This window comes from Bacillus sp. CGMCC 1.60114 (assembly GCF_042676365.1).
Classification (GTDB): Bacteria; Bacillota; Bacilli; order Bacillales; family Bacillaceae_G; genus Bacillus_A; species Bacillus_A rhizoplanae_A.
Genome location: NZ_JBHTHG010000004.1, coordinates 1 through 25,010, shown reverse-complemented (window position 1 = coordinate 25,010; position 25,010 = coordinate 1). Strand labels below are relative to the sequence as shown.

The 25,010-nt window shown below is 36.0% G+C and carries 24 protein-coding genes and 1 rRNA gene; 8 read left to right on the top strand and 17 right to left on the bottom strand.

Annotated elements, in window-relative coordinates:
* Positions 1 to 17: 17 nt before the first annotated feature.
* The 7 genes from ACFQZ1_RS01315 to ACFQZ1_RS01285 form a co-directional block, all read right to left on the bottom strand.
* On the bottom strand, positions 18 to 956 hold the full coding sequence (locus ACFQZ1_RS01315) for a YybS family protein (RefSeq protein WP_377880304.1): 939 nt from the start codon (positions 954 to 956) through the stop codon (positions 18 to 20).
* Between the two features lie 143 nt (positions 957 to 1,099).
* The gene (gene rpsR, locus ACFQZ1_RS01310; protein WP_098310141.1) at positions 1,100 to 1,336 is read right to left on the bottom strand and encodes a 30S ribosomal protein S18; all 237 of its coding nucleotides are present in this window, start codon (positions 1,334 to 1,336) and stop codon (positions 1,100 to 1,102) included.
* Between the two features lie 44 nt (positions 1,337 to 1,380).
* Positions 1,381 to 1,890 carry a single-stranded DNA-binding protein gene (gene ssb, locus ACFQZ1_RS01305; protein ID WP_154710359.1) on the bottom strand — a complete coding sequence of 170 codons (510 nt, stop codon included), beginning with the start codon at positions 1,888 to 1,890 and terminating at the stop codon, positions 1,381 to 1,383.
* Between the two features lie 30 nt (positions 1,891 to 1,920).
* Positions 1,921 to 2,208 carry a 30S ribosomal protein S6 gene (gene rpsF / locus ACFQZ1_RS01300; RefSeq protein ID WP_377880303.1) on the bottom strand — a complete coding sequence of 96 codons (288 nt, stop codon included), beginning with the start codon at positions 2,206 to 2,208 and terminating at the stop codon, positions 1,921 to 1,923.
* A 192-nt stretch (positions 2,209 to 2,400) separates the two neighbouring features.
* Positions 2,401 to 3,501, bottom strand: coding sequence for a redox-regulated ATPase YchF (gene ychF, locus ACFQZ1_RS01295; RefSeq protein WP_377880302.1), 1,101 nt, complete (start codon positions 3,499 to 3,501; stop codon positions 2,401 to 2,403).
* Positions 3,502 to 3,709: 208 nt separating this feature from the next.
* Positions 3,710 to 3,907 carry a DUF951 domain-containing protein gene (locus ACFQZ1_RS01290; protein ID WP_377880301.1) on the bottom strand — a complete coding sequence of 66 codons (198 nt, stop codon included), beginning with the start codon at positions 3,905 to 3,907 and terminating at the stop codon, positions 3,710 to 3,712.
* Positions 3,908 to 3,927: 20 nt separating this feature from the next.
* A complete protein-coding gene (locus ACFQZ1_RS01285; protein WP_377880300.1) occupies positions 3,928 to 4,797 on the bottom strand; it encodes a mechanosensitive ion channel family protein in 870 nt (289 codons plus the stop codon).
* A 434-nt stretch (positions 4,798 to 5,231) separates the two neighbouring features.
* Between ACFQZ1_RS01285 and yyaC the strand changes: the two genes are divergently transcribed.
* The gene (gene yyaC, locus ACFQZ1_RS01280) at positions 5,232 to 5,828 is read left to right on the top strand and encodes a spore protease YyaC (protein WP_377880299.1); all 597 of its coding nucleotides are present in this window, start codon (positions 5,232 to 5,234) and stop codon (positions 5,826 to 5,828) included.
* Between the two features lie 17 nt (positions 5,829 to 5,845).
* On the opposite strand, the gene ACFQZ1_RS01275 is transcribed toward yyaC, so the two are convergent.
* The 10 genes from ACFQZ1_RS01275 to rpmH form a co-directional block, all read right to left on the bottom strand.
* Complete coding sequence (locus tag ACFQZ1_RS01275) at positions 5,846 to 6,697, bottom strand: ParB/RepB/Spo0J family partition protein (protein WP_377880298.1); 852 nt, start codon at positions 6,695 to 6,697, stop codon at positions 5,846 to 5,848.
* Positions 6,690 to 7,451 (bottom strand): sporulation initiation inhibitor protein Soj, encoded by a 762-nt coding sequence (gene soj, locus ACFQZ1_RS01270; protein ID WP_377880297.1) that lies wholly within the window; start codon positions 7,449 to 7,451, stop codon positions 6,690 to 6,692. The genes ACFQZ1_RS01275 and soj overlap by 8 nt, the downstream gene beginning before the upstream one ends.
* A 252-nt stretch (positions 7,452 to 7,703) precedes the next feature.
* Positions 7,704 to 8,564 (bottom strand): nucleoid occlusion protein, encoded by an 861-nt coding sequence (noc, locus tag ACFQZ1_RS01265; protein WP_377880295.1) that lies wholly within the window; start codon positions 8,562 to 8,564, stop codon positions 7,704 to 7,706.
* A 253-nt stretch (positions 8,565 to 8,817) separates the two neighbouring features.
* Entirely contained in the window at positions 8,818 to 9,537 is a 720-nt protein-coding gene (gene rsmG / locus ACFQZ1_RS01260) for a 16S rRNA (guanine(527)-N(7))-methyltransferase RsmG (RefSeq protein WP_377880294.1), read from the bottom strand.
* Between the two features lie 21 nt (positions 9,538 to 9,558).
* Complete coding sequence (mnmG, locus tag ACFQZ1_RS01255; RefSeq protein WP_377880292.1) at positions 9,559 to 11,448, bottom strand: tRNA uridine-5-carboxymethylaminomethyl(34) synthesis enzyme MnmG; 1,890 nt, start codon at positions 11,446 to 11,448, stop codon at positions 9,559 to 9,561.
* A 19-nt stretch (positions 11,449 to 11,467) separates the two neighbouring features.
* Positions 11,468 to 12,844: a tRNA uridine-5-carboxymethylaminomethyl(34) synthesis GTPase MnmE gene (gene mnmE / locus ACFQZ1_RS01250; RefSeq protein WP_377880290.1), complete on the bottom strand. Its 1,377-nt coding sequence runs from the start codon at positions 12,842 to 12,844 to the stop codon at positions 11,468 to 11,470.
* A 519-nt stretch (positions 12,845 to 13,363) separates the two neighbouring features.
* The gene (jag, locus tag ACFQZ1_RS01245) at positions 13,364 to 13,981 is read right to left on the bottom strand and encodes an RNA-binding cell elongation regulator Jag/EloR (protein ID WP_377880289.1); all 618 of its coding nucleotides are present in this window, start codon (positions 13,979 to 13,981) and stop codon (positions 13,364 to 13,366) included.
* Complete coding sequence (gene spoIIIJ / locus ACFQZ1_RS01240; RefSeq protein ID WP_377880287.1) at positions 13,978 to 14,745, bottom strand: YidC family membrane integrase SpoIIIJ; 768 nt, start codon at positions 14,743 to 14,745, stop codon at positions 13,978 to 13,980. The genes jag and spoIIIJ overlap by 4 nt, the downstream gene beginning before the upstream one ends.
* A gap of 39 nt (positions 14,746 to 14,784) precedes the next feature.
* Positions 14,785 to 15,150: a ribonuclease P protein component gene (gene rnpA, locus ACFQZ1_RS01235; RefSeq protein WP_377880286.1), complete on the bottom strand. Its 366-nt coding sequence runs from the start codon at positions 15,148 to 15,150 to the stop codon at positions 14,785 to 14,787.
* A gap of 77 nt (positions 15,151 to 15,227) precedes the next feature.
* The gene (rpmH, locus tag ACFQZ1_RS01230) at positions 15,228 to 15,362 is read right to left on the bottom strand and encodes a 50S ribosomal protein L34 (protein WP_000831901.1); all 135 of its coding nucleotides are present in this window, start codon (positions 15,360 to 15,362) and stop codon (positions 15,228 to 15,230) included.
* A 562-nt stretch (positions 15,363 to 15,924) separates the two neighbouring features.
* On the opposite strand from rpmH, the gene dnaA reads away from it, so the two are divergent.
* From dnaA to ACFQZ1_RS01195, 7 genes are all read left to right on the top strand, one after another.
* Positions 15,925 to 17,268: a chromosomal replication initiator protein DnaA gene (dnaA, locus tag ACFQZ1_RS01225; RefSeq protein WP_377880285.1), complete on the top strand. Its 1,344-nt coding sequence runs from the start codon at positions 15,925 to 15,927 to the stop codon at positions 17,266 to 17,268.
* A 181-nt stretch (positions 17,269 to 17,449) separates the two neighbouring features.
* Positions 17,450 to 18,595, top strand: coding sequence for a DNA polymerase III subunit beta (dnaN, locus tag ACFQZ1_RS01220; protein WP_377880284.1), 1,146 nt, complete (start codon positions 17,450 to 17,452; stop codon positions 18,593 to 18,595).
* 122 nt (positions 18,596 to 18,717) lie between these two features.
* Positions 18,718 to 18,930, top strand: a complete 213-nt coding sequence (gene yaaA, locus ACFQZ1_RS01215) for a S4 domain-containing protein YaaA (RefSeq protein WP_377880283.1) — start codon at positions 18,718 to 18,720, stop codon at positions 18,928 to 18,930.
* A gap of 12 nt (positions 18,931 to 18,942) precedes the next feature.
* The gene (gene recF, locus ACFQZ1_RS01210) at positions 18,943 to 20,070 is read left to right on the top strand and encodes a DNA replication/repair protein RecF (protein WP_377880282.1); all 1,128 of its coding nucleotides are present in this window, start codon (positions 18,943 to 18,945) and stop codon (positions 20,068 to 20,070) included.
* A 38-nt stretch (positions 20,071 to 20,108) separates the two neighbouring features.
* Positions 20,109 to 22,031, top strand: a complete 1,923-nt coding sequence (gyrB, locus tag ACFQZ1_RS01205; RefSeq protein ID WP_377880281.1) for a DNA topoisomerase (ATP-hydrolyzing) subunit B — start codon at positions 20,109 to 20,111, stop codon at positions 22,029 to 22,031.
* 91 nt (positions 22,032 to 22,122) lie between these two features.
* A complete protein-coding gene (gyrA, locus tag ACFQZ1_RS01200) occupies positions 22,123 to 24,597 on the top strand; it encodes a DNA gyrase subunit A (RefSeq protein ID WP_377880280.1) in 2,475 nt (824 codons plus the stop codon).
* A 235-nt stretch (positions 24,598 to 24,832) separates the two neighbouring features.
* A 16S ribosomal RNA gene (locus tag ACFQZ1_RS01195) occupies positions 24,833 to 25,010 on the top strand; the annotation flags it as partial.

Genomic DNA, 25,010 nt, shown 5'->3' with positions numbered 1-25,010 from the left:
CACTTTTTTTCAACTACTTATTTTACCTGTACTTTCGACCGTAACGAAAAGCCTAAATCAATTATACCTAAGATTGTCACAAGAGGGAACAAAACTGGTACAAACAAACCCACAACAAAAGCTAAGATTAGAATAGCTTTATTATATCCTTTTGCATTTGTAAAAAAAGCAAGGAATGAAAAACCTTGAAACAGCAGTAACAAGGAGAAAATTGCCGATAAATTTAAAAACACCATTTCTAAATATGATCCCGCTTCTATTTTTGTAAAAGAGGAAAGTAAAACAACAACGACGTATAACCAAACAATATTCTTAGGAATTTGTATATCACGAAATTTCGGCCAAGATTCCGCCGTGTACTTTAATCGTTTTAAGACACGATTAGAAATTAAAATCGTAATCCAAGAATAAAAAAGTGATCCCATAGCAAGTAAAGTTGGTGCAAGCAGGCGAATTGTATTACCCACTTTTTTCAATTCAGCTAGTTGCCCTTCATTTACAGATGTACCTGCCATTTTCATAAATTTCTCGCTTTGTTCCATGGATTGCTTAAACATGTCTTCCATTTGTTTAATAAAATCGATATTAAAAAACTTCACGCTGACAACATACAGCAATACAAAACTTACAAGATATACAAGTGTCCCTACTAATAAAATTTCAATAATACTTTTTTTCTTTTTATACATATGTCCTAATACAATACCTGTTATTCCGAACATAATTGTATTCACAATACTAAGAGGCGAACTAACAATAAGTGTTACAAGCATCGCTGCCCCTAATAATATACAAGCACCACTTAATGGGTATCTTATCGTAAAAATAAGAAATGGTAACGGCAATGCAAATATACATATAATCCCTAAAATGGGCATATACAGAGAAGCAAGAAGCAAGACGGCATATAAAGCAAGTAAAACTGCTCCTTCTGTAATGAGTCGTGTGCGCTTCATTATCCACACCTTCTTTCTTATAAAGTGAAACTTCCTTCAATGGATTTTTCTTCATCCCTCACTGCCCGTTAATGCGGGATAAAAAAGAAAAGAATAGCAAAATGCACAGTAGAGTGACACTCTACTGTGCATTTCATGCGTTATTATTCACCAACATATGGTAAAAGTGCCATTTGACGAGCACGTTTGATTGCAACTGTTAATTTGCGTTGGTATTTTGCGCTAGTACCTGTTACACGACGTGGTAAAATTTTACCGCGCTCAGAAACGAAGCGTTTTAATAAATCTACATCTTTGTAATCGATGTTAGTGATACCGTTAGATGTAAAGAAACATACTTTACGACGTTTCGCACGTCCACCTTTGCGTCCACCTGCCATGTTCATTTCCCTCCATTCTGTTTTAAAATATTCGTTCTATACCATTAAAATGGTAAGTCATCATCCGAAATATCGATTGGTTGACCTACATTTGCAAATGGATCGTCATTTCTAGTAAAGCCAGCATTATTGCCATTGTTACCAGATTGACCAAATGGGTTTTGAGAGCCCTGATTTCCGAATCCTGCTCCCGATGGTTGCTGATTGAATGAACCGCGTTGCTCACCACCGCTATTACGCGGTTCTAAAAATTGTACGTTCTCCGCTAGAACTTCTGTTACATATACACGCTTACCATCTTGTCCATCGTAATTACGAGTTTGAAGACGTCCATCTACGCCTGCTAAGCTACCTTTTTTCAAATAATTCGCCACGTTCTCTGCTTGTTTACGCCATATTACACAGTTAATAAAGTCAGCTTCACGCTCACCTTGCTGATTCGTAAATGCGCGATTCACAGCTAACGTGAAAGTAGCTACTGCAACACCGTTTGGCGTGTAACGTAAGTCAGGGTCCTTAGTTAAACGACCAACGAGTATAACACGATTCATCAATCGAACCACTCTCCCTATATATCTTAATGATTATTCTTCGTTTTTAACAACGATGTGACGAATAATATCTTCGCTGATCTTAGCTAAACGATCGAATTCATTAATCGCTTCTGGATTAGAATTTACGTTTAAGATCATGTAGAAACCGTCACGTAAGTCGTTGATTTCGTAAGCTAAACGACGCTTACCCCAATCTTTTGTGTTAATGATTTCTGCACCTTTTTCAGTTAAAACGCCTGCAAAACGTTCAACTAAAGCTTTTTGAGCTTCTTCTTCCATGTTTGGACGAATGATGTACATGATTTCGTACTTTTTCATTACACTTTCACCTCCTTTTGGTCTAAACGGCCCATACTGGGCAAGGAGCAATTAATTTATAGTAATTACTCACGAGTTTAGATTATATCATAGTAAGTTAGAGGAAGCAACTCACGGAAACATAAAAAACTTGGCAAACCTAATGAATTTGCCAAGTTAAATACTTTATTTTTTTCCTAGGAAATAAAAAAATTACACATTAAAGCGGAAGTGCACAACATCTCCGTCTTTCATAACGTATTCTTTTCCTTCTAATCGTACTTTTCCAGCTTCTTTGGCAGCTGTCATAGAACCATTTTCCATTAAATCATCATAAGATACTGTTTCTGCACGAATAAATCCACGTTCAAAATCTGTATGAATGATTCCAGCACATTGCGGTGCCTTCATTCCTGTTTTAAATGTCCAAGCACGTACTTCTTGTACACCCGCTGTAAAATAAGTAGCCAACCCTAATAAATCATACGCTGCACGAATTAATTGATCTAGACCAGATTCCGCAATGCCTAGTTCTTCAAGGAAGACTCTCTTTTCTTCTTCATCTAACTCAGCAATTTCTGATTCAATTTTTGCGCAAACAACAATTACTTGAGAGTTTTCTTTTGCAGCAAATTCTTTTACAATTTGTACATATTCATTTTCAGATGGATCCATTACATCATCTTCACCAACGTTTGCTACATATAACATTTCTTTTACTGTTAATAAGTGAAGACCTTTTACTACTTTCATTTGCTCTTCTGTAAATTCAACTGTACGAGCTGGCTTTCCTTCTTCAAATGCTTCTTTTAAACGAACTAAAATTTCGTGTTCGAATGCAGCATCTTTATCTTTTTGCTTCGCTAATTTTGCCACGCGATCAATGCGCTTATCAACAGATTCTAAATCCGCTAAAATAAGCTCTAAGTTGATTGTTTCAATATCTGAAATCGGATCTACCTTACCCGCTACGTGTGTAATATTTTCATCTTCAAAACAACGAACTACTTGGCAAATTGCATCTACCTGACGAATATGGGATAAGAATTTATTTCCTAATCCTTCACCTTTACTCGCGCCTTTTACAATACCTGCAATATCCGTAAATTCAAAGACAGTTGGCACTGTTTTCTTTGGTTCAACAAGTTCTGTTAATTTATTTAAACGATAATCTGGAACTTCTACAATTCCAACGTTTGGATCTATTGTACAGAATGGATAGTTTGCAGATTCTGCACCTGCTTGTGTAATTGCATTAAATAATGTTGACTTACCTACGTTCGGTAATCCAACGATACCAGCCGTTAATCCCATATTCTTCACTCCTATGTCTCAATCTTCCATCATTATAGATAGTAACGAATAAAATGACAAGCTTCATACAGTTTCATAAAATGAAACTGTATCAAGTAGAGAAGGTACTTTATCCCGCACTGATTATTAGTTAAATCAATCGAGTTTTTTCAAATCGTACTAGCGAAAAAAAATAAACAGCTGCATCAGCCACTGTTTATTTTTTCATCTATTCTTCATGCTTTATAAGTATTTTCTTCACCTTACGATCAAATTCTCTTCGAGGAATTAGTACCGAATGGTCACACCCCTCGCACTTAATACGAATATCCATTCCCATGCGAATAATCTTCCAACGATTTTCACCGCATGGATGAGCTTTTTTCATTTCTACTACATCGTACAAGTTATATTGCTTTTGCTCCACTCTCTAAACTCCTCTCACTGCTAATTTGCCTTTTCACTCATCAGCTCTTCACGGTTATATAGAACCATACGTGGATATGGAATTTCAATACCATGTAAATCAAGGCGATTTTTAATTTCTTTACGAAGCGCTCTCGCTACTACAAAATGTTGCATCGGTTCTACTTCAGCTGTAACCCTCAAAACAACTTCTGATGCTGCCAAACTCTGTACACCTAATAATTGCGGACGAGCAACCATTTGCTCATACCTTGTTGGTAATTCATCCAATAACTTTTCAAGAACTTGTTCTGCATGTTCGATATCACTTTCATATGAAATAGATACATCTACAAAGGCAACACTATTAGTAACAGAGAAATTTGTTACTTCCTTAATATTTCCATTTGGAATAATATGAATTTCACCTGTCCATTTCTTCATTTTCGTTGTACGTAATCCAATCTCTTGAATAACTCCTTCAAATTGGCCTAAGCGTACATAGTCCCCTACTGAAAATTGATCCTCTAATAAAATAAAGAATCCAGTGATAACATCTTTGACTAAGTTTTGTGCACCAAAACCAACCGCTAAACCAACAACCCCTGCACCAGCTAATAATCCTTTGGTATCAATTCCAAATACCCCTAAAATAGCGATTATTACAACGAAAAAGATAACATACGTAAAAATATTTTCTAATAACTTTGCTAACGTCATCGTTCTTCTTTCAGAAATTTGAATTGGTGATTTTGTCTTTATTTTGAAAGCATTACTGATAATTGCCCTGCCAATTCGAATAACTATGCTTGAAACAAGCAAAATAAGTGCAATTTGTAGTAAACCAAGACCAATATTTTCCCATAATCCTGCATCTAACAATTTTGTATATAAGTCGTGAAGTCCTTTCATCGCGACCTACCTTTCTACTTCATATTCATTATTTATTGTAACAGAATTTCTCCTATATTTTACGAAAAAAGTTCTTTCATGCGCTTTTTTTTCACACTCTATAAGGTATAAAATAACAGCTTTTTTTATATACTAGTACTAGTATTATTTAGGCTACACGACATACTTTACAAGCATTCACATTTTATGAGTATCTAGATACAAAAATGTACATTTCTTTCTACTCATACTTCATCTTTTTACAACAGAGTACAATCTCACCAATAGGGAAAATTAAAAATATTTCTCAATCTCTACATAACATCATAATGAAGTTCCCCTAACAATACACGCAATATAATTCATACATTCAAAAGAATGTATGACATGCAATCGTTTTTAGGAAAATCAAATTCATATGAATTCGATAAATTCTATTAAAGGATGGATGCTTCGTGAATATTGGAAGTTTTCGCTTACCTTTTTTTGAAAAAGATTCGGAACAAGTCATGTATCATGATGCAAATTGCAATCAAACAATTAGTAGTTTTCTGCTCTCTCATCTCCCAATCGAAAAAGACTCTCCACTTATTGTACTTTGTATTGGGACAGACCGATCAACAGGCGATGCATTAGGTCCCCTTGTTGGTTCAAAACTACAAGATTATAACATTCAACATTTTCACTTATACGGAACACTAGAATCACCAGTCCATGCTTTAAACTTAGAAGAAACGATTACAGAAATACACAAAACATTTATAAATCCTTTTATTATCGCTATTGATGCCTGTCTAGGAAAATCTCAAAATATTGGTTCCATTACAATTGGAAAAGGACCTAGTAAACCTGGAGCCGCTATGAATAAAAAACTCCCTGCAATTGGTGATATGCATATCCACGGTATTGTAAATTTAAATGGATTTATGGAATTTTTTGTACTGCAAAACACTAGGCTAAACCTTGTTATGAACATGGCTACTAGCATTGCAGAAAGTATTATTGAAACAGATAAAAAACTTGCTGTAATGAAAAAAATAAACCATCTATAAGTAGAGATGGTTTATTTTTATTGTTCTCCTGCTAAAAGTTCTAAAATACGTTGTAAATCACCTTTATTGAAAAATTGAATTTCAATTTTTCCTTTTTCTTGCTTCGACTCTTTAATTTTCACAGCAGTTCCAAATCGCTCTCGTAACACCGTTTCTTGTTCCTCGAAAAAGATATTTCTTGCTGGTTTTTGTTTCTTTGTTTCACGTGAAACATATTCATTCATCCGCTGAATAATTTGTTCCAACTGACGGACATTTAATCCTTCTTTTTCAATTCGTTGTAATAAACTATTGATTTGTGTTTTATCTTTTAAAGCAAGTAATGTTCGTCCATGCCCCATAGAAATCGTTCCATTTGAAATCATCTCTTGTACAAAAGGTGGGAGGGATAGTAAACGAATATGGTTGGCAATATGTGGCCTACTTTTTCCAAGCCGCTTTGCTAACTGTTCTTGTGTTACCTTAAGTTGTTCCATGAGCATTTGATACGCTAACGCCTCCTCAATAGGCGTTAAATCTTCACGTTGCAAATTCTCTAGTAGCGCAAGTTCCATCATTTGTTGCTCGTTTAAATCTCGAACAACAACAGGAACTGTTTCGAAATTTGCCTCTTTGGCGGCACGAAATCTTCGTTCTCCTGCAACAATTTCATATCCTTTAATACTTTTTCGAACAATAAGCGGTTGTAAAATTCCATGTTCTTTAATGGATGATGCTAACTCTTGAATTGCTTCCTTGTGAAAATATTTACGCGGCTGATATGGGTTAGGACGTAATTCGTTTACTTGCAATTCTTGAACTGTTTCTTCCTCTTTCACATCCAAATCTGGAAAAAACGCATTAATTCCTCTTCCTAGTCCTTTAGCCACCTGTAATCACTTCCTTTGCTAAATCTAAATACACTTCCGCCCCCCTCGACCTAGCATCATACATCATAATTGGTTTACCATGACTCGGCGCTTCACTTAAACGTACATTACGCGGAATAATCGAACTATATACTTTATCTCGGAAATATTTCTTCACTTCATCAATTACTTGTAATCCTAAGTTTGTACGAGCATCCAACATTGTTAGTAAAACACCTTGAATTGCTAAATTTTTATTTAAATGCTTTTGTACAAGGCGAACTGTATTCAACAATTGACTTAACCCCTCTAAGGCGTAATACTCACATTGAACAGGAATAATAACAGAATCTGCAGCAGTTAATGCGTTAATGGTTAATAAACCTAAAGAAGGGGGACAATCAATAATAATATAATCATACTCATTACGGATTGGCTGCAGCGCACGCTGCAAGCGAACTTCCCGGGAAATTGTCGGTACAAGTTCTATTTCAGCTCCTGCTAGCTGAATAGTAGCGGGAAGCACATCTAGATTTTCAGTTGCTGTTCTCTGTATAACCCCACGAACATCCGTATCTTCTACAAGCACATTATAAATACATTCATTTAAATCTGATTTTTCAATTCCGACCCCTGTCGTTGCATTCCCTTGTGCATCAATATCAACAAGAAGTACTTTTTTTCCTACTTGTGCCAATCCAGCTCCTAAATTTACGGATGTTGTTGTTTTCCCAACACCACCTTTTTGATTAGCAATGGCAATGATTTTCCCCATGATGTCACCTACTTTCAACCTTTCAGTCTTATTCTACAAATGATTGTTTTTATTTTAACATGAAACAATCATGTTTCTTTTGTTTCTGTATATTAAACTTCAAAATTTATTTACAAACTCCTTCTTAATTTTAAAAGAAAATATAGTACTTATAAAGTGAAACTTCCATCAGACAGGTCTTACATTAATACGTGACAAAACAAAAAGACCTCTTCCAACGGTTGAGGTCTTTTTTCTATGTTTCTATCTTTCTTACTTCTTTTTTGGAATTTTAATTGTAATTTGATAGTATTCATCAAATTCTTCTTCTTCCGAATTCACATTCAAGCCACTATTCGCAACCATTTGTAAAGATTGACGAATTGTATTCATTGCAATACGCATATCGCGGCTTACTGCTTTTTGCTTTGCTTTTCGTTTCGGCTTCGCTTCTTCTAACAATTTAGCAATTCGATCTTCCGTTTGCTTCACATTAAATTGCTTTTCAATAATTTCTTGTAAAACCTTTAATTGAAGCTCTTCATTTTTAAGTGGAATAAGGGCACGAGCATGACGTTCTGTAATACTCTTCTCTAATAACGCTTGTTTAACATCTTCCGGCAACCTTAATAACCTTAGTTTGTTCGCAATTGTAGATTGCCCTTTACCTAATCGCTGCGCTAGTGCTTCTTGTGTTAAATTATGTAATTCAATTAGCTTTTGATAAGCAACAGCTTCTTCGATTGCCGTAAGTTCTTCTCGTTGTAAATTTTCAATTAGTGCAACAGAAGCAGTCTCAGTATCATTCAAATTTTTAACAATAGCAGGGACAGTTTCCCACCCTAATTTTGTTGCAGCTCGAAAACGTCTTTCACCAGCAATAATCTCATATTTCTCTTCTTCATACTGACGAACAACAATCGGTTGAATTAATCCATGCGTATGAATTGTAAGAGCAAGCTCTTCAATACGAGCATCATCAAAAATTGTACGTGGCTGATAACGATTTGGAACAATTTTTGCTAACGAAATTTGCTTTATCTCTTCATGGCTTTCTTCTTGGCTTTCTTCTTGTAGTGCTAATTCAGCCTCTTTATCTCCAAAGCCAAATAAACGAGAAAACGTGTTTCTCATACATATTCCACCACCTTTGAATCCTATTGAATACTCTATACAAAAATGTTCCATGTGAAACATTTACGTTTTTATTTCTTCCGCTCTAACGGGCAGTATGCCCCCCGCCTCAATATTATGAGAATCAAAAAAGATAGGTGGTGGATAACTGCCTGTAAAAAGCCCGAGTCGTTCAACTAACCATCAGTGATAATAAACAAATTTACTGATAGAAGTTTCACTTTGTATAACTTAATCTTACGTCTAATAAGATTTATTTTTCAATAGGTAATTTATTCGGTGTCCCTGGCTTACGCGGATATTTATTTGGTGTTTTTCTCTTTTTCTCAATCGATAAGATATTACGTTCACTTTCCTCAAATGGTAATTGGAATGTAGCAATTCCTTTCAATTCGCCGCCAAGCACTTGCAGAGCATATTTGCCATTCTCAATTTCTTCGTTTGCGGCGGAACCTTTCATTGCAATAAATGTTCCCCCTACTTTCGCAAGCGGTAAACACAATTCACTTAAGACAGAGAGACGAGCCACAGCGCGTGCCATTACAATATCAAAAGATTCACGTACGCCTTCTTTTTTTCCAAATGTTTCAGCACGATCATGACAAAACGCTACGTCGGTTAATTCTAATTTTGTTGCCAAATGATTTAAAAACGTAATACGTTTTTGTAAGGAATCCACAATTGTGACTTTTAAATTTGGAAAACAAATTTTTAAAGGAATGCTAGGAAATCCTGCTCCTGCACCAACGTCACAAACAGATAATGGCTTTGAAAAATCATGATAGAAAGCAGCTGTAATAGAATCAAAAAAATGCTTTAAATATACTTCTTCCTTCTCTGTAATTGCTGTTAAGTTCATTTTTTCATTCCACTCAACTAACGTCTCAAAATAGATTTCAAATTGCTCTAACTGCCTAGTAGAAAGAGTAATACCTCTTTCTACTAGCATAGATTGAAATTGTTCTATATTCATCTCGCTATATCTCCTAACTATTTATTTGTTCGATACTCGTGCAATTTTTCCTTGTTCTATATACACAAGTAAAATGGAAATATCAGCTGGATTTACCCCGGAAATACGAGATGCTTGCCCCATAGATAGCGGACGGACATCCTTTAATTTTTGACGTGCTTCAGAAGCTATTCCAGAAATTGCATCGTAATCAATATCAACTGGGATTTTTTTGCTTTCCATACGCTTCATACGATCTACTTGTTGTAAAGATTTTTCAATGTATCCTTCATATTTAAGCTGAATCTCAACTTGCTCTGTCACTTCATCACTAATCTTTTCTTCACTTGGAACAAGAAGCTGAATATGCTCATATGTCATTTCTGGACGACGTAATAAATCACTCGCACGTATACCATCCTTTAGTTCACTTCCGCCAGCTCCGCGAATTAACTCTTGTACTTCAGGACGTGGCTTAATAATAATATTTGATAAACGTTCTTTTTCTTTTTCAATTTGCTCTTTTTTTACTGTAAAACGTTCATAACGTTCTTCTGGAATTAAACCAATTTCATGTCCAATTTCTGTTAAACGAAGATCCGCATTATCATGACGTAATAATAAACGGTATTCTGCGCGAGATGTTAATAGGCGGTATGGCTCATTTGTACCTTTTGTTACTAAATCATCGATTAAAACACCAATATACGCATCTGAACGATTTAAAATCACTTCTTTTTTACCTAATGAACGACACGCCGCATTGATCCCCGCCATTAAACCTTGACCTGCAGCTTCTTCGTAACCAGATGTTCCATTAATTTGTCCTGCTGTATATAAATTTTCTATTTTCTTTGTTTCAAGTGTTGGCCACAGTTGCGTTGGTACAATCGCATCATATTCGATTGCATATCCCGTACGCATCATTTCTACGTTTTCTAAGCCAGGAATGGTCTTTAACATCTCACGTTGTACGTCTTCAGGTAGACTTGTTGATAAACCTTGTACATATACTTCTTGTGTATTTCGTCCTTCTGGCTCTAAGAAGATTTGATGACGTGGTTTATCATGGAAACGAACAACCTTATCTTCAATTGAAGGACAATACCTTGGGCCTGTTCCTTTAATCATGCCAGAATACATGGCAGAACGGTGTAAATTCCCATCAATTAAACGATGCGTTTCTTCACTTGTATATGTTAACCAACATGGAATTTGATCCATGATGAACTTCGTTGTTTCGAAAGAGAATGCACGTGGTGTATCATCACCTGGTTGAATTTCTGTTTTGCTATAATCAATTGTACTACTATCTACACGCGGAGGCGTACCTGTTTTAAAGCGCACAAGTTCAAATCCAAGTTCTTCTAAATGCTCTGATAATCTCACAGATGGTTGTTGGTTATTTGGTCCACTTGAATATTTTAAATCCCCAACGATAATTTCACCGCGTAAAAACGTACCTGTTGTAATAACAACTGTTTTTGCTGTATATTCCGCTCCTGTTTGTGTCACAACACCTTTACACACACCGTCTTCTACAATTAGGCGCTCAACCATAGCTTGACGCAATGTTAAATTTGGTGTTTCTTCAATTGTTTTTTTCAATTCATGTTGATACGCAAATTTATCTGCTTGAGCACGAAGCGCACGTACGGCTGGACCTTTTCCTGTGTTTAACATACGCATTTGAATATGTGTTTTATCAATGTTTCTTCCCATTTCACCGCCGAGCGCATCAATTTCGCGAACAACAATTCCCTTTGCAGGTCCACCAACCGAAGGGTTACACGGCATAAACGCAACCATATCTAAGTTAATTGTTAACATTAATGTTTTTGCTCCCATACGAGCTGCCGCTAAACCAGCCTCACACCCCGCATGACCTGCACCGATTACAATAACATCATAATAACCAGCGTTGTATCCCATTTTCCATTCCTCCTTAGGATTACTTACCTAAACAAAATTGAGAGAATAACTGATCAATTAAACTTTCGTGTACAGTGTCTCCCGTAATTTCACCAAGTATTTCCCACGTTCTTGTTAAATCAATTTGCACCATATCAATCGGTACGCCACTATGAATAGCCGCAATTGCATCACCAATCGTCTTTTCTGCCTGTGTTAACAACCCAATGTGACGCGCATTCGATACATATGTCATATCTGCTGCCTCAATTGCTCCCTCAAAGAAGAGATCAGCAATTGCCTGCTCTAGCTCATCTACACCTTTTTCTTCGATTAAAGCTGTTGTAATAACACGAGCTGAACCAGCTAATTGTGTAACGCGTTCCATATCAATTTGCTGTGGTAAATCTGTTTTATTTACAATGACAATAAAGTCTTTTCCTTGCACCGCTCGGAATAATTCTTCATCTTCATTTGTTAACACTTCGCTATAGTTTATAACTAGAAGAACTAAATCCGCTTTATTCATCATCTCTTTTGAACGCTCTACACCGATTTGTTCTACAATATCCTCTGTTTCGCGAATTCCAGCTGTATCAATCAGTTTAAGAGGTACACCGCGCACGTTCACGTATTCTTCAATAACATCCCGGGTCGTTCCAGCTATATCTGTTACAATCGCTTTCTTTTCTTGCACAAGACTGTTTAATAAAGATGACTTTCCAACATTCGGTCTTCCAATAATAGCCGTTGCAATTCCTTCACGCAAAATCTTTCCTTGCTTTGAAGTTTGCAATAACTTCCCAATTTCTGATTGAACATATTCCGCCTTCTCAATTAAAACTCCATGTGTCATTTCTTCTACATCGTCGTATTCCGGGTAATCAATGTTCACTTCTACATGAGCTAATGTTTCCAAAATTTCTTGACGCAGGCGACCAATTAATTTTGATAAACGCCCTTCCATTTGGTTAATCGCAACATTCATTGCTCGATCTGTTTTCGCACGAATTAAATCCATAACCGCTTCTGCTTGCGATAAGTCAATACGTCCATTTAAAAAAGCACGCTTTGTAAACTCCCCTGGCTCTGCCAATCGAACACCTTGCGATAAGATAAGTTGTAATACTTTATTTACAGAAACAAGGCCACCATGACAATTTACCTCAACGATATCTTCACGCGTAAATGTCTTTGGTGCCCGCATAATTGAAACCATAACTTCTTCAATAACTTTATTTGTATCTAAATCTACAATATGCCCATACTGAATTGTATGAGATGGAACTGTTGTTAAATCTTTCCCTTTAAAAATGCGATTTACCTTCTCTACCGCATCATCTCCACTTACTCGAACAATGGCAATTGCACCTTCCCCAAGAGCTGTGGAAATTGCAGCAATTGTATCAAATTCCATGTTCTTTCACCTCACTTGCTTATTTCTCTCTATTTCAATACGATTTTTTCTTTCACTAAATTATTAGGATACCATAACGAAACTGTGTAAAAAAGAATAATAACTTATTTTATTATGTCCTCTCATAAAACGCACTAAACTTATACACAGTGGATAAGTTTAGTGCGTTTTATTTATCCACAGGTAATTTCCTGTATTCATATTTTATCCCGCATTAACGGGCAGTAAGCCCCCGAGAGAAGCGAGGAAGATAATTGAAGAATAACTGCCCGTAAAAGCTCGATTGGTGAGAGCTTTCCGTCAGTGGGGAATGAAAAAAACCCCCACTGATGGAAGTTTCACTTTATCCAGTAAAAAACCGGCACTCAAACGAGTTACCGGTTTATCCCGCTCTAAAGGACAATAACACTCCCGCTTCAATCTTCTAAAGGATTCAAAGCAGATAGGTTGCCCATAAGAGTCTAATTCATTCAACTAGCCAACCATTTAAGATACATCCCTCAGGATGGAAGTTTGGCTTTATTTTGGAGATACGACAACATGTCGATGTGGTTCTGCCCCTTCAGATGTTGTAATCACATATGGATGATTCGCAAGGGCTTGATGTATAACTTTTCTTTCAAAAGAAGGCATCGGTTCTAACACAATTCTTTTTTTTGTATTGCTAGCTTGCTTTGCTAGTCGAAGTGCAAGTGACACTAACGTATCTTTTCGTTTATCGCGATAATTTTCAGCGTCAATTGTTACACCAATATATTGTTTCGTGCTACGATTCGCAACAAGCTTTGTTACATATTGTAAAGAATTTAGTATGTGTCCTCTTTTTCCAATTAATACACCGACCTCACTACCGGAAAGTGTAAAATGAATGTCACGTCCTTTTACATCTTTTTCAATAGTTACATCAACATTCATTTCTTTTATGATACTTCTCAAGTAAAGTTCCGCTTCCTCGACAGGATCTTTTTTTACAATGACCTCTATAATAGCAGGACGCCCTCCAATGAAACCGAGGAAAGCTTTTTTGCCTTCATCAATGATGTGTATCTCCACTTTATCTCTTGATACTTGTAATTGTTCTAATGCGGTTTGCACTGCCTGTTCGACTGTTTGTCCTTTAGCAGTAATCATACTCACTTACTTGATCCTCCTGCCTTACTAGCCTTAATATCCGGCCCTTTGATCAAATATGTTTGTAAAATACCAAAGATGTTACCTACTACCCAATAAAGAGATAATGCAGCTGGGAAATTAATTGCGAAAACTAAAATCATGATAGGCATAAGCCATATCATCATTGCCATTTGTGGATTTTGCCCAGCAGTACCAGCCATTGCGAGCTTTTGTTGAATAAACGTCGTAATCGCTGCAACAATTGGAAGAATGTAATATGGATCAGCATGACCTAAATCAAACCATAAAAAAGTATGTTGTTTAATTTCTGCTGTTCTCATAATTGCATGGTAAAATGCAAATAAAATTGGCATTTGAATAAAAATTGGTAGACACCCAGCCAACGGATTTACACCATGTGTTTGATACAATTGCATCATTTCTTTTTGTAATTTTTGCTGAGTCGCTTGATCTTTAGAACTGTATTTCTCTTTTAGCTTTGCCATTTCAGGTTGTAATGCTTGCATTGCTTTCGTACTCTTCGTTTGCTTAATCATTAATGGTAATAATGCAAAACGAATAATAAGAGTTGTGACAACAATCGATAAACCATAGTTATTGCCAAATAATTTTGCAAAATACGTGATTAACTGAGAAAGTGGGTATACGAAATATTCATTCCAAATTCCCGTACTTTGCGGTGTAATCGGCTGATTTGTTTGATTACAGCCAGCAGAAATTGCCATTACAGCAATAAGCATGACCAGTAAACTTATCTTTTTTTTCACAGCCTGCTCCTCCTTGTTTAGATATGTATATAGTGTAATTCATTTTCCTCTTATTTCGCTACTTTTTGCCAGTTTTACTCCCGAGCGGCGCAGAGCGTGAATTAAGCTTTTCTTTAATTGTTCATAGTCCATGTCTGAACAAGGCTTCCTTGCTATTATAACAAAATCTTTTCCAGAATCTATCTCATCTTTTAATTCTGTAAAAGCTTGACGAATCATACGTTTAATTCGATTACGCATAACCGCATTCCCTAGCTTTTTACTAACGGAAAGACCAATTCGAAAATACGGTTGATCAGGCTTCTCTAATTGGTATACAACAAATTGACGATTAGCATTTGATGTTCCATTTTGAAAAACAGCTTGAAATTCCTCATTCTTCTTTACACGATTCTTTTTCTTCATATCAATTGAACACTCCTGTATTTCGCCAGCGGAAAATTCATAATTACTAGAAAAAAGACCACTGAACGATCAGTGGCCTACGCAGATAATACTTTTCTACCTTTACGACGACGAGCTGCTAGAACTTTACGTCCGTTCGCTGTGCTCATACGGCTACGGAAACCATGTACTTTGCTGCGCTTACGTTTATTTGGTTGATAAGTTCTTTTCATTATATGACACCTCCCTGAGGAATAACTGTTAAAGACAGTCCTATAAATTATAGTTAATTTGGTAGGAGAATGTCAATGCTTCTCAAAATTTTAATAAAATATTCATTTTCTACCTATTCACAGCGTTGTTCACAATACATCCTATCGGTTGTGGATAATTTTTTTCGACACTTTTTTATATCCACAAATCATTTTTTGTTTTTACACAGTATATCGTATTGTGGACAAGTTTATTCCACAAGGTATTGATTTTGTGGATAACTTTTTGAAATACATTGCTATTGCTATATTTTTTTGATATTATAGTTGTGTTTTCACCTTGGGCAAGTTTTCCACAATTATTATTTATCCACAATTTGTGAATAACTTGTGGACATGTATAATCACATGTGCATAAAGAGTTTTCCACAATGCGTTTTTTTGTCGAAAACTCTATTTCATATTTAAACCGCTTTTTCACTTTTAAAAAGTGTTACGTATAAATATACAGTGTTGTTTTGTTATGTTGTACAAACGTTAAACACGTTGTTAACTTATCATCTTTTGTAAAGGAGGGACAACTTTGGAAAACATTTCGGATTTATGGAATAGCACCTTAAAAGAACTAGAAAAAAAGGTGAGTAAGCCTAGCTACGAAACATGGCTTAAATCTACAAAAGCTTATTCTTTAAAAAAGGACGTTCTAACCATTACAGCTCCAAATGAATTTGCGCGTGATTGGTTAGAATCCCACTATTCAGATCTTATCTCGGAAACGATCATTCATTTAATGGGAGCAGAACTCGAGATTCGCTTTATCATTCCACAAAGTCAAACAGAAGAGGAATTCGACTATCCTCCTGTTAAAAAGAATAAAGCAATGCATGATGAACCTAATCATTTCCCGCAAAGCATGCTCAATCCAAAATATATATTTGACACCTTTGTAATCGGTTCTGGCAATCGCTTTGCCCATGCAGCTTCGTTAGCTGTAGCAGAGGCGCCGGCTAAAGCATATAATCCTTTATTTATTTACGGAGGAGTTGGGCTCGGAAAAACGCATTTAATGCATGCAATTGGGCATTATGTCATCGAACATAATCCAAACGCAAAAGTTGTTTATCTGTCATCTGAAAAATTTACAAATGAATTTATTAATTCTATCCGTGATAATAAGGCCGTTGATTTTCGGAATAAATACCGGAATGTCGATGTTCTACTTATAGATGATATTCAATTTCTTGCTGGAAAAGAACAAACACAAGAAGAGTTCTTCCATACATTTAATGCGCTGCACGAAGAAAGTAAACAAATTGTAATTTCAAGCGATCGTCCGCCAAAAGAAATTCCTACATTAGAAGATCGCTTACGTTCACGCTTTGAATGGGGACTTATTACAGATATTACTCCTCCAGATTTAGAAACAAGAATTGCGATTTTACGCAAGAAAGCAAAAGCTGAAGGTCTGGATATTCCAAATGAAGTTATGCTCTATATCGCAAATCAAATTGACTCTAACATCCGTGAATTAGAAGGTGCCCTAATTCGTGTTGTAGCGTATTCATCTTTAATTAACAAGGATATTAATGCCGATTTAGCTGCTGAAGCACTAAAGCATATTATTCCAAATTCCAAGCCGAAAATTATTTCAATTTATGACATCCAAAAGGCTGTAGGGGATGTTTTTCAAGTGAAATTAGAAGATTTTAAAGCGAAAAAGCGTACAAAATCTGTCGCTTTTCCTCGTCAAATTGCAATGTATCTGTCTCGTGAACTAACAGATTCCTCTTTACCAAAAATCGGTGAGGAGTTTGGAGGTCGTGATCATACTACAGTCATTCATGCACACGAAAAAATTTCCAAACTGTTAAAAACAGATGCACAATTACAAAGGCAACTTGAAGACATTCACGATATTTTAAAGTAATATGATGTGAATAACGTGAATAACTTTCTCTATCTTACACACAGTCTATCCACATGTAGATAGACTGTTTTTCCGTATTTTAAATGAGTTATCCACATATCCACAGGACCTATTACTATTACTACTAATTTTTTATTATTATTAAATAAAATCAATTTTATACTTGCCGGAGGTTTTCGTTATGCATTTTTCAATTCAAAAAGATTATCTTGTCAGAAGTGTACAAGATGTAATGAAAGCTGTTTCCTCTCGTACAACAATTCCGATTCTTACAGGGATTAAAATCGTAGCAAATGAAGAAGGTGTTACATTAACGGGTAGCGATGCTAATATATCGATCGAATCCTTTATTCCAATTGAAGAAGATGGAAAAGAAATGGTAGAAATCCTACAATCAGGAAGTATTGTTTTACAAGCAAAATATTTTAGTGAAATTGTAAAAAAATTACCGAAAGATACAGTTGAAATTTCTGTCGAAAGTCATTTTATGACGAAAATAAAATCTGGAAAATCCGAGTTTAACTTAAATGGTTTAGACTCAGCTGAGTATCCATTGTTACCACAGATTGAAGAACATCATGTATTTCAAATTCCAACAGATCTGTTAAAACATATGATTCGTCAAACTGTTTTTGCTGTATCTACATCAGAAACACGTCCAATCTTGACAGGTGTAAACTGGAAGGTATATAACAGCGAATTGATTTGTATTGCAACAGATAGTCATCGTTTGGCGCTGCGCAAAGCGAAAATTGCAGGACAAACTATTTCGAATGAATTTCAAGCAAATGTTGTTATTCCAGGAAAAAGTTTAAATGAGTTAAGTAAAATTCTTGATGAATCAGAAGAAATGGTAGATATTGTTATAACGGAGTATCAAGTGTTATTCCGGACGAAACATTTATTATTCTTCTCTAGACTGTTAGAAGGTAACTATCCTGATACAACAAGACTAATCCCGCCGGATAGTAAAACGGATATTTTTGTAAATACAAAAGAATTTTTACAAGCAATTGATCGAGCTTCTTTATTAGCAAGAGACGGACGTAATAATGTTGTGAAATTATCAACTTTGGAAGAGCAAATGTTAGAAATTTCATCGAACTCTCCAGAAATCGGAAAAGTAGAAGAAGAAGTTCAATGCGAGAAAATTGAAGGTGAAGAGTTAAAAATCTCCTTTAGTGCAAAATATATGATGGATGCATTAAAAGCATTAGATAGTACAGAGATTAAAATTAGCTTCACTGGTGCAATGAGACCATTTTTAATTCGTACAGTGAACGATGATTCCATTATTCAATTAATTTTACCAGTACGTACGTACTAAAAGGATAGGGTTACTAGTGTAGATGTACTGGTAACCCTTTTGATTTTTTCCTATTACTTTCCTAATGCTTGTTTATTTAGTACAATGAAAGAATGAACACTTTTAGAAAGTGAGCGATTTGTATGAAACATATTCAAATTTCGACAGAATATATTACATTAGGACAATTTTTAAAACTGGCTGACGTGATTGATACAGGCGGAGCAGTAAAATGGTTTTTACAAGAGCATGAAGTGTATGTAAATAAAGAGTCTGAAAATAGACGAGGCCGAAAATTATATACAAATGATATTGTTGAAATTCCGGGGATCGGAACATTTCAAGTTCAAGGATAAAGGGGGATCCCTTTGTATATTACAGAATTACATTTACAAAACTATCGCAATTATGAGCAGTTAAATCTCTCCTTCGAAGATAAAGTAAACGTAATTATTGGCGAAAATGCGCAAGGAAAAACAAATTTGATGGAAGCGATTTATGTATTAGCGATGGCTAAATCTCATCGAACTTCTAACGATCGTGAACTCATCAGATGGGATGAAGATTGTGGTAAGATAAAAGGGAGACTGCAAAAGCGAAATAACTCTTTGTCTTTAGAACTGAACGTTTCCAAAAAAGGGAAAAAGGCAAAGTTAAATCAACTTGAGCAACAAAAATTGAGTCAATATATTGGCGTAATGAATGTTGTTATGTTTGCTCCTGAAGATTTAAATCTTGTAAAGGGAAGTCCTCAAGTACGAAGACGTTTTTTAGATATGGAGCTTGGACAAATAGCTCCTGTATATTTGTATGAATTAAGTCAATACCAAAAAGTTCTTACACAGCGTAATCATTTGCTCAAAAAAATGCAAGGAAACAGTAAAAATGATGAAGCTATGCTAGATGTGTTTACGGTTCAACTCGTTGAACATGGTGTAAAAGTGTTAAAAAAACGCTTTGAATTTTTACGTTTATTGCAAGAATGGGCCGCTCCAATTCATCGGGGGATTAGCAGAGGACTTGAGGAACTAGAAATAGTCTATAAACCAAGTATAGATGTATCAGAATCCATGGATTTGTCGAAAATAAAAGAAGTATACTATGAAAGTTTCCAATCTGTGAAACAACGTGAACTCTTCCGTGGTACAACCTTAATTGGGCCTCATCGTGACGATTTACAATTCTTCGTTAATGGTAAAAATGTTCAAGTCTTTGGTTCGCAAGGGCAACAACGAACGACCGCACTTTCCCTAAAGTTAGCTGAAATCGAATTAATTTATTCAGAAGTTAACGAATATCCAATCCTTTTATTAGATGATGTGTTATCAGAACTAGATGATTACAGGCAATCACATCTGCTTAATACAATTCAAGGAAAGGTGCAAACGTTTGTGACAACGACAAGTGTTGATGGAATTGAGCATGATACATTAAAACAAGCAAAAACAATTCATGTAACGAACGGCACAGTGGATTGTGGAGAAGAAGATAAATAGCTTCTGTCTAAATGGAAAAGTAGGTGATCTTTGTGTCAATGGAACAAAAACAAATTGAAGAAAACGCATATGACGAAAGTCAAATACAGGTGTTAGAAGGACTAGAAGCAGTTCGAAAACGTCCAGGGATGTATATTGGTTCAACGAGCGGAAAAGGTCTTCATCATCTTGTATGGGAAATTGTTGATAATAGTATTGACGAGGCATTAGCAGGATATTGTGATGAGATTAATCTAGCTATTGAAGAAGATAATAGTATTACAGTAACAGATAATGGCCGTGGTATTCCGGTTGGGATGCACGAGAAAATGGGTCGCCCCGCAGTAGAAGTTATTATGACAGTTCTTCATGCGGGTGGTAAATTTGGCGGCGGCGGTTATAAAGTTTCTGGCGGTTTACATGGTGTAGGTGCTTCTGTCGTGAATGCATTATCAACGGAGTTAGAGGTATTTGTTCATCGTGACGGGCAAATTCATTATCAAAAGTATGAACGTGGTATTCCAGTTGCAGACTTAAAGGTGATTGGGGATACAGATCATACAGGAACAGTAACGCGCTTCAAACCAGATGCAGAAATTTTTACTGAAACTACGGAATATGAATTTGATACGTTAGCAACTCGTTTACGAGAACTAGCGTTTTTAAATCGTAATATTAAACTAACAATTGAAGATAAACGTGAACATAAACAAAAGAAAGAATTCCATTATGAAGGCGGTATTAAGTCTTATGTTGAGCATTTAAATCGCTCTAAAGAACCGATACATGAGGAACCGGTATATGTAGAAGGTTCAAAAGATGGAATTCAAGTTGAGGTTGCACTTCAATATAACGAAGGATATACAACTAACATTTATTCATTTACAAATAATATTCATACGTATGAAGGTGGTACGCATGAAGTTGGATTTAAAACAGCATTAACACGTGTTATTAATGATTATGGTCGAAAAAATAATATTTTAAAAGATGCTGATAGTAATTTAACGGGTGAAGATGTTCGTGAAGGTTTAACGGCTATTGTATCCATTAAACATCCAAATCCGCAATTTGAAGGGCAAACGAAAACGAAACTCGGAAATAGCGAAGCGAGAACAATTACAGAATCAGTTTTCTCTGAAGCACTTGAAAAGTTTTTACTTGAAAACCCAAATGTCGCTCGAAAAATTGTAGATAAGGGAACGATGGCAGCGCGTGCACGTGTAGCGGCGAAAAAGGCTCGTGAGTTAACGCGCAGAAAAAGTGCGCTAGAAGTATCAAGCTTGCCAGGAAAACTTGCAGATTGTTCTTCTAAAGATCCTTCTATTAGTGAAATTTATATCGTAGAGGGTGATTCCGCGGGTGGTTCAGCAAAGCAAGGGCGTGATCGTCACTTCCAAGCGATTTTACCACTTAAAGGAAAAATTATTAATGTAGAAAAAGCACGTTTAGATAAAATTTTATCAAACGATGAGGTGCGAACAATTATTACTGCGCTTGGAACTGGTATTGGTGGAGATTTCGATATTGAAAAGGCGCGTTATCACAAAGTTATTATTATGACGGATGCTGATGTCGACGGCGCTCATATTCGTACCCTATTATTAACATTCTTCTACCGTTATATGCGTCAAATTATTGAGCACGGTTATATATATATTGCACAGCCGCCATTATATAAAGTGCAACAAGGTAAGAGAGTTGAGTATGCTTACAACGATAGAGAACTTGAAAATATATTAGTGGAGATTCCGAAACAACCAAAACCAGGTATTCAACGCTATAAAGGTCTTGGAGAAATGAATCCAACGCAGCTATGGGAAACAACAATGGATCCAGAAGTACGTTCACTTCTTCAAGTTTCGCTTCAAGATGCAATTGAAGCAGATGAAACATTTGAAATTTTAATGGGTGATAAAGTTGAACCACGTCGTAACTTTATCCAAGAAAATGCAAAATATGTGAAAAACCTTGATATTTAATGATTGATGACAGGAATCGGAGTATTCCTGTCTTCTACGTATAAATGAACATGGTATATCGATCGGAAATGTAATGAGGAGGTGCTGGTTGATGTCAGACAACCAACAACAAGGCCGAATTCGAGAAATTAATATTAGCCAAGAAATGCGTACCTCGTTTTTAGATTATGCGATGAGCGTTATCGTATCTCGTGCACTGCCAGATGTTCGGGACGGGCTAAAACCTGTACATCGCAGGGTTTTATATGCAATGAATGATTTAGGGATTACTGCTGATAAAGCATATAAGAAATCAGCGCGTATCGTTGGTGAAGTAATTGGTAAGTACCATCCGCATGGTGATGTAGCTGTATATGAGACAATGGTGCGAATGGCCCAAGACTTTAGTCAACGTTATATGCTAGTAAATGGACATGGTAACTTCGGTTCTATCGATGGTGATTCGGCGGCCGCGATGCGTTATACAGAGGCAAAGATGTCCAAGATTTCTATGGAACTATTGCGTGATATCACAAAAAATACAATTGATTATCAAGATAACTATGATGGTTCGGAAAGAGAACCAATTGTATTACCTGCGCGCTTTCCTAATTTATTAGTAAATGGTGCAACTGGTATTGCTGTTGGTATGGCAACGAATATTCCTCCGCATCAGCTTGGTGAAGTAATTGATGGGGTATTAGCGTTAAGTCACAATCCAGAGATTACAATCGCAGAATTAATGGAGTATATCCCTGGCCCAGATTTCCCAACAGCTGGTCAAATTCTTGGACGAAGTGGAATTCGAAGAGCGTATGAAACAGGGCGTGGTACAGTAATTCTTCGTGCAAGAGTAGAGATCGAAGAGAAGGCAAATGGGAAACAATCTATTATTGTAACTGAACTACCATATCAAGTGAATAAAGCAAGGTTGATTGAAAAGATTGCGGAGCTTGTTCGAGACAAAAAGATTGATGGTATTACAGATTTACGTGATGAATCAGATCGAAATGGTATGCGTATCGTTATGGAATTACGACGAGATGTAAATGCAAATGTGTTATTGAATAACTTATATAAACATACAGCACTTCAGACAAGCTTTGGTATTAATATGCTATCGCTCGTAAATGGAGAACCAAAAGTATTAAATTTAAAAGAATGTCTATATCATTACCTGGAGCATCAGAAGGTCGTTATCCGTAGACGTACTGCATATGAATTAGAGAAAGCAGAAGCTCGCGCTCATATTTTAGAAGGTTTACGCATCGCGTTAGATCATCTTGATGAAGTAATTACTCTAATTCGTAATTCGAAGACAGCAGAAATTGCGAAACAAGGATTAATGGAGCGTTTTGGTTTAAGTGAGAAACAAGCGCAAGCGATTTTAGATATGCGTTTGCAACGTTTAACTGGATTAGAACGTGAGAAGATCGAACAAGAATATCAAGAGTTACTTGCATTGATTGCAGAGTTAAAAGCAATCCTAGCAGATGAAGAAAAAGTTCTTGAGATTATACGTGAAGAATTAGAAGAAATAAAAGAGCGTTTTAATGATACAAGAAGAACAGAAATTACAATTGGCGGCATGGAAGCTATTGAAGATGAAGATTTGATTCCAGAACAAAACATTATAATCACTCTAACTCATAATGGATATATTAAACGATTACCGGCTTCCACGTATAAAACACAAAATCGTGGTGGACGTGGAGTCCAAGGTATGGGGACAAACGATGATGATTTTGTAGAACATTTATTAACAACATCTACTCATGATCACATTTTATTCTTCACAAACAAGGGAAAAGTATACCGAACGAAGGGTTATGAAATTCCTGAATATAGTCGTACAGCAAAAGGTATACCGATTATTAACTTATTAGAAGTGGATAAAGGTGAATGGGTAAATGCGATTATCCCAATCCGAGAATTTAATGATGATCAATTTTTATTCTTTACAACAAGACATGGTATTGCAAAAAGAACGCCGCTTTCCTCATTTGCTAATATTCGTAACAATGGTTTAATTGCTATTTCTCTTCGTGAAGAAGATGAATTAATCTCTGTTCGCTTAACAACAGGTGAAAAAGATATGATTGTTGGTACGAGTAATGGTATGTTAATTCGTTTCCATGAAGAAGATGTCCGTTCAATGGGACGTAATGCAGCGGGTGTTAAAGCCATTACATTAGGTGATGACGATCAAGTTGTCGGCATGGAAATTGTGGAAGAAAATATGGATGTTTTAATTGTTACGAAGAATGGTTATGGTAAGCGTACTCCAGTTGAGGAATATCGTTTACAAAGTCGTGGTGGTAAAGGTCTTAAAACATGTAATATTACAGATAAAAATGGTAAGTTAATTGCTGTTAAGTCTGTACATGGTGAAGAAGATATTATGCTGATTACAGCAGCAGGTGTGTTAATTCGTATGCCAGTTGACCAAATCTCTCAAATGGGACGTAATACGCAAGGTGTTCGTTTAATTCGTTTAGAGGACGACCAAGAAGTAGCGACAGTAGCAAAAGCACAAAAAGAAGATGAAGAAGACATACAAGAAGATCAAGAAAGCTCAGAAGAATAAGGAGATTCTCCTTATTCTTTTTTTTTATAAAAAGTGCTTGCATAGGAGGAGTGAAGTCTATATAATAGGCAGAGTCAGCAATTCACCGAAACAAAATGTTACAACAAGTTGTTGACGAACATGAAATGTTATGTTATATTATAAAAGTCGCTGAAACGCGATGTTGAACTTTGAAAACTAAACGAAACAAACAACGTGAAACGTCAATTTTTATTTATGATGCTAGACAAACACTTTATTGGAGAGTTTGATCCTGGCTCAGGATGAACGCTGGCGGCGTGCCTAATACATGCAAGTCGAGCGAACCACTTAAGAGCTTGCTCTTAAGAAGTTAGCGGCGGACGGGTGAGTAACACGTAGGTAACCTGCCTATAAGACTGGGATAACTCCGGGAAACCGGGGCTAATACCGGA

Excerpts from the sequence above, each read along its gene's own strand:
- ACFQZ1_RS01315 (WP_377880304.1), bottom strand. The coding sequence starts at position 956 with ATGAAGCGCACACGACTCATTACAGAAGGAGCAGTTTTACTTGCTTTA.
- rpsR (WP_098310141.1), bottom strand. The coding sequence starts at position 1,336 with ATGGCAGGTGGACGCAAAGGTGGACGTGCGAAACGTCGTAAAGTATGT.
- rpsF (WP_377880303.1), bottom strand. The coding sequence starts at position 2,208 with ATGAAAAAGTACGAAATCATGTACATCATTCGTCCAAACATGGAAGAA.
- ychF (WP_377880302.1), bottom strand. The coding sequence starts at position 3,501 with ATGGGATTAACGGCTGGTATCGTTGGATTACCGAACGTAGGTAAGTCA.
- ACFQZ1_RS01285 (WP_377880300.1), bottom strand. The coding sequence starts at position 4,797 with ATGAAAGGACTTCACGACTTATATACAAAATTGTTAGATGCAGGATTA.
- soj (WP_377880297.1), bottom strand. The coding sequence starts at position 7,451 with ATGGGGAAAATCATTGCCATTGCTAATCAAAAAGGTGGTGTTGGGAAA.
- noc (WP_377880295.1), bottom strand. The coding sequence starts at position 8,564 with ATGAGAAACACGTTTTCTCGTTTATTTGGCTTTGGAGATAAAGAGGCT.
- rsmG (WP_377880294.1), bottom strand. The coding sequence starts at position 9,537 with ATGAATATAGAACAATTTCAATCTATGCTAGTAGAAAGAGGTATTACT.
- mnmG (WP_377880292.1), bottom strand. The coding sequence starts at position 11,448 with ATGGGATACAACGCTGGTTATTATGATGTTATTGTAATCGGTGCAGGT.
- mnmE (WP_377880290.1), bottom strand. The coding sequence starts at position 12,844 with ATGGAATTTGATACAATTGCTGCAATTTCCACAGCTCTTGGGGAAGGT.
- rnpA (WP_377880286.1), bottom strand. The coding sequence starts at position 15,150 with ATGAAGAAAAAGAATCGTGTAAAGAAGAATGAGGAATTTCAAGCTGTT.
- rpmH (WP_000831901.1), bottom strand. The coding sequence starts at position 15,362 with ATGAAAAGAACTTATCAACCAAATAAACGTAAGCGCAGCAAAGTACAT.
- dnaN (WP_377880284.1), top strand. The coding sequence starts at position 17,450 with ATGCATTTTTCAATTCAAAAAGATTATCTTGTCAGAAGTGTACAAGAT.
- yaaA (WP_377880283.1), top strand. The coding sequence starts at position 18,718 with ATGAAACATATTCAAATTTCGACAGAATATATTACATTAGGACAATTT.
- gyrB (WP_377880281.1), top strand. The coding sequence starts at position 20,109 with ATGGAACAAAAACAAATTGAAGAAAACGCATATGACGAAAGTCAAATA.
- gyrA (WP_377880280.1), top strand. The coding sequence starts at position 22,123 with ATGTCAGACAACCAACAACAAGGCCGAATTCGAGAAATTAATATTAGC.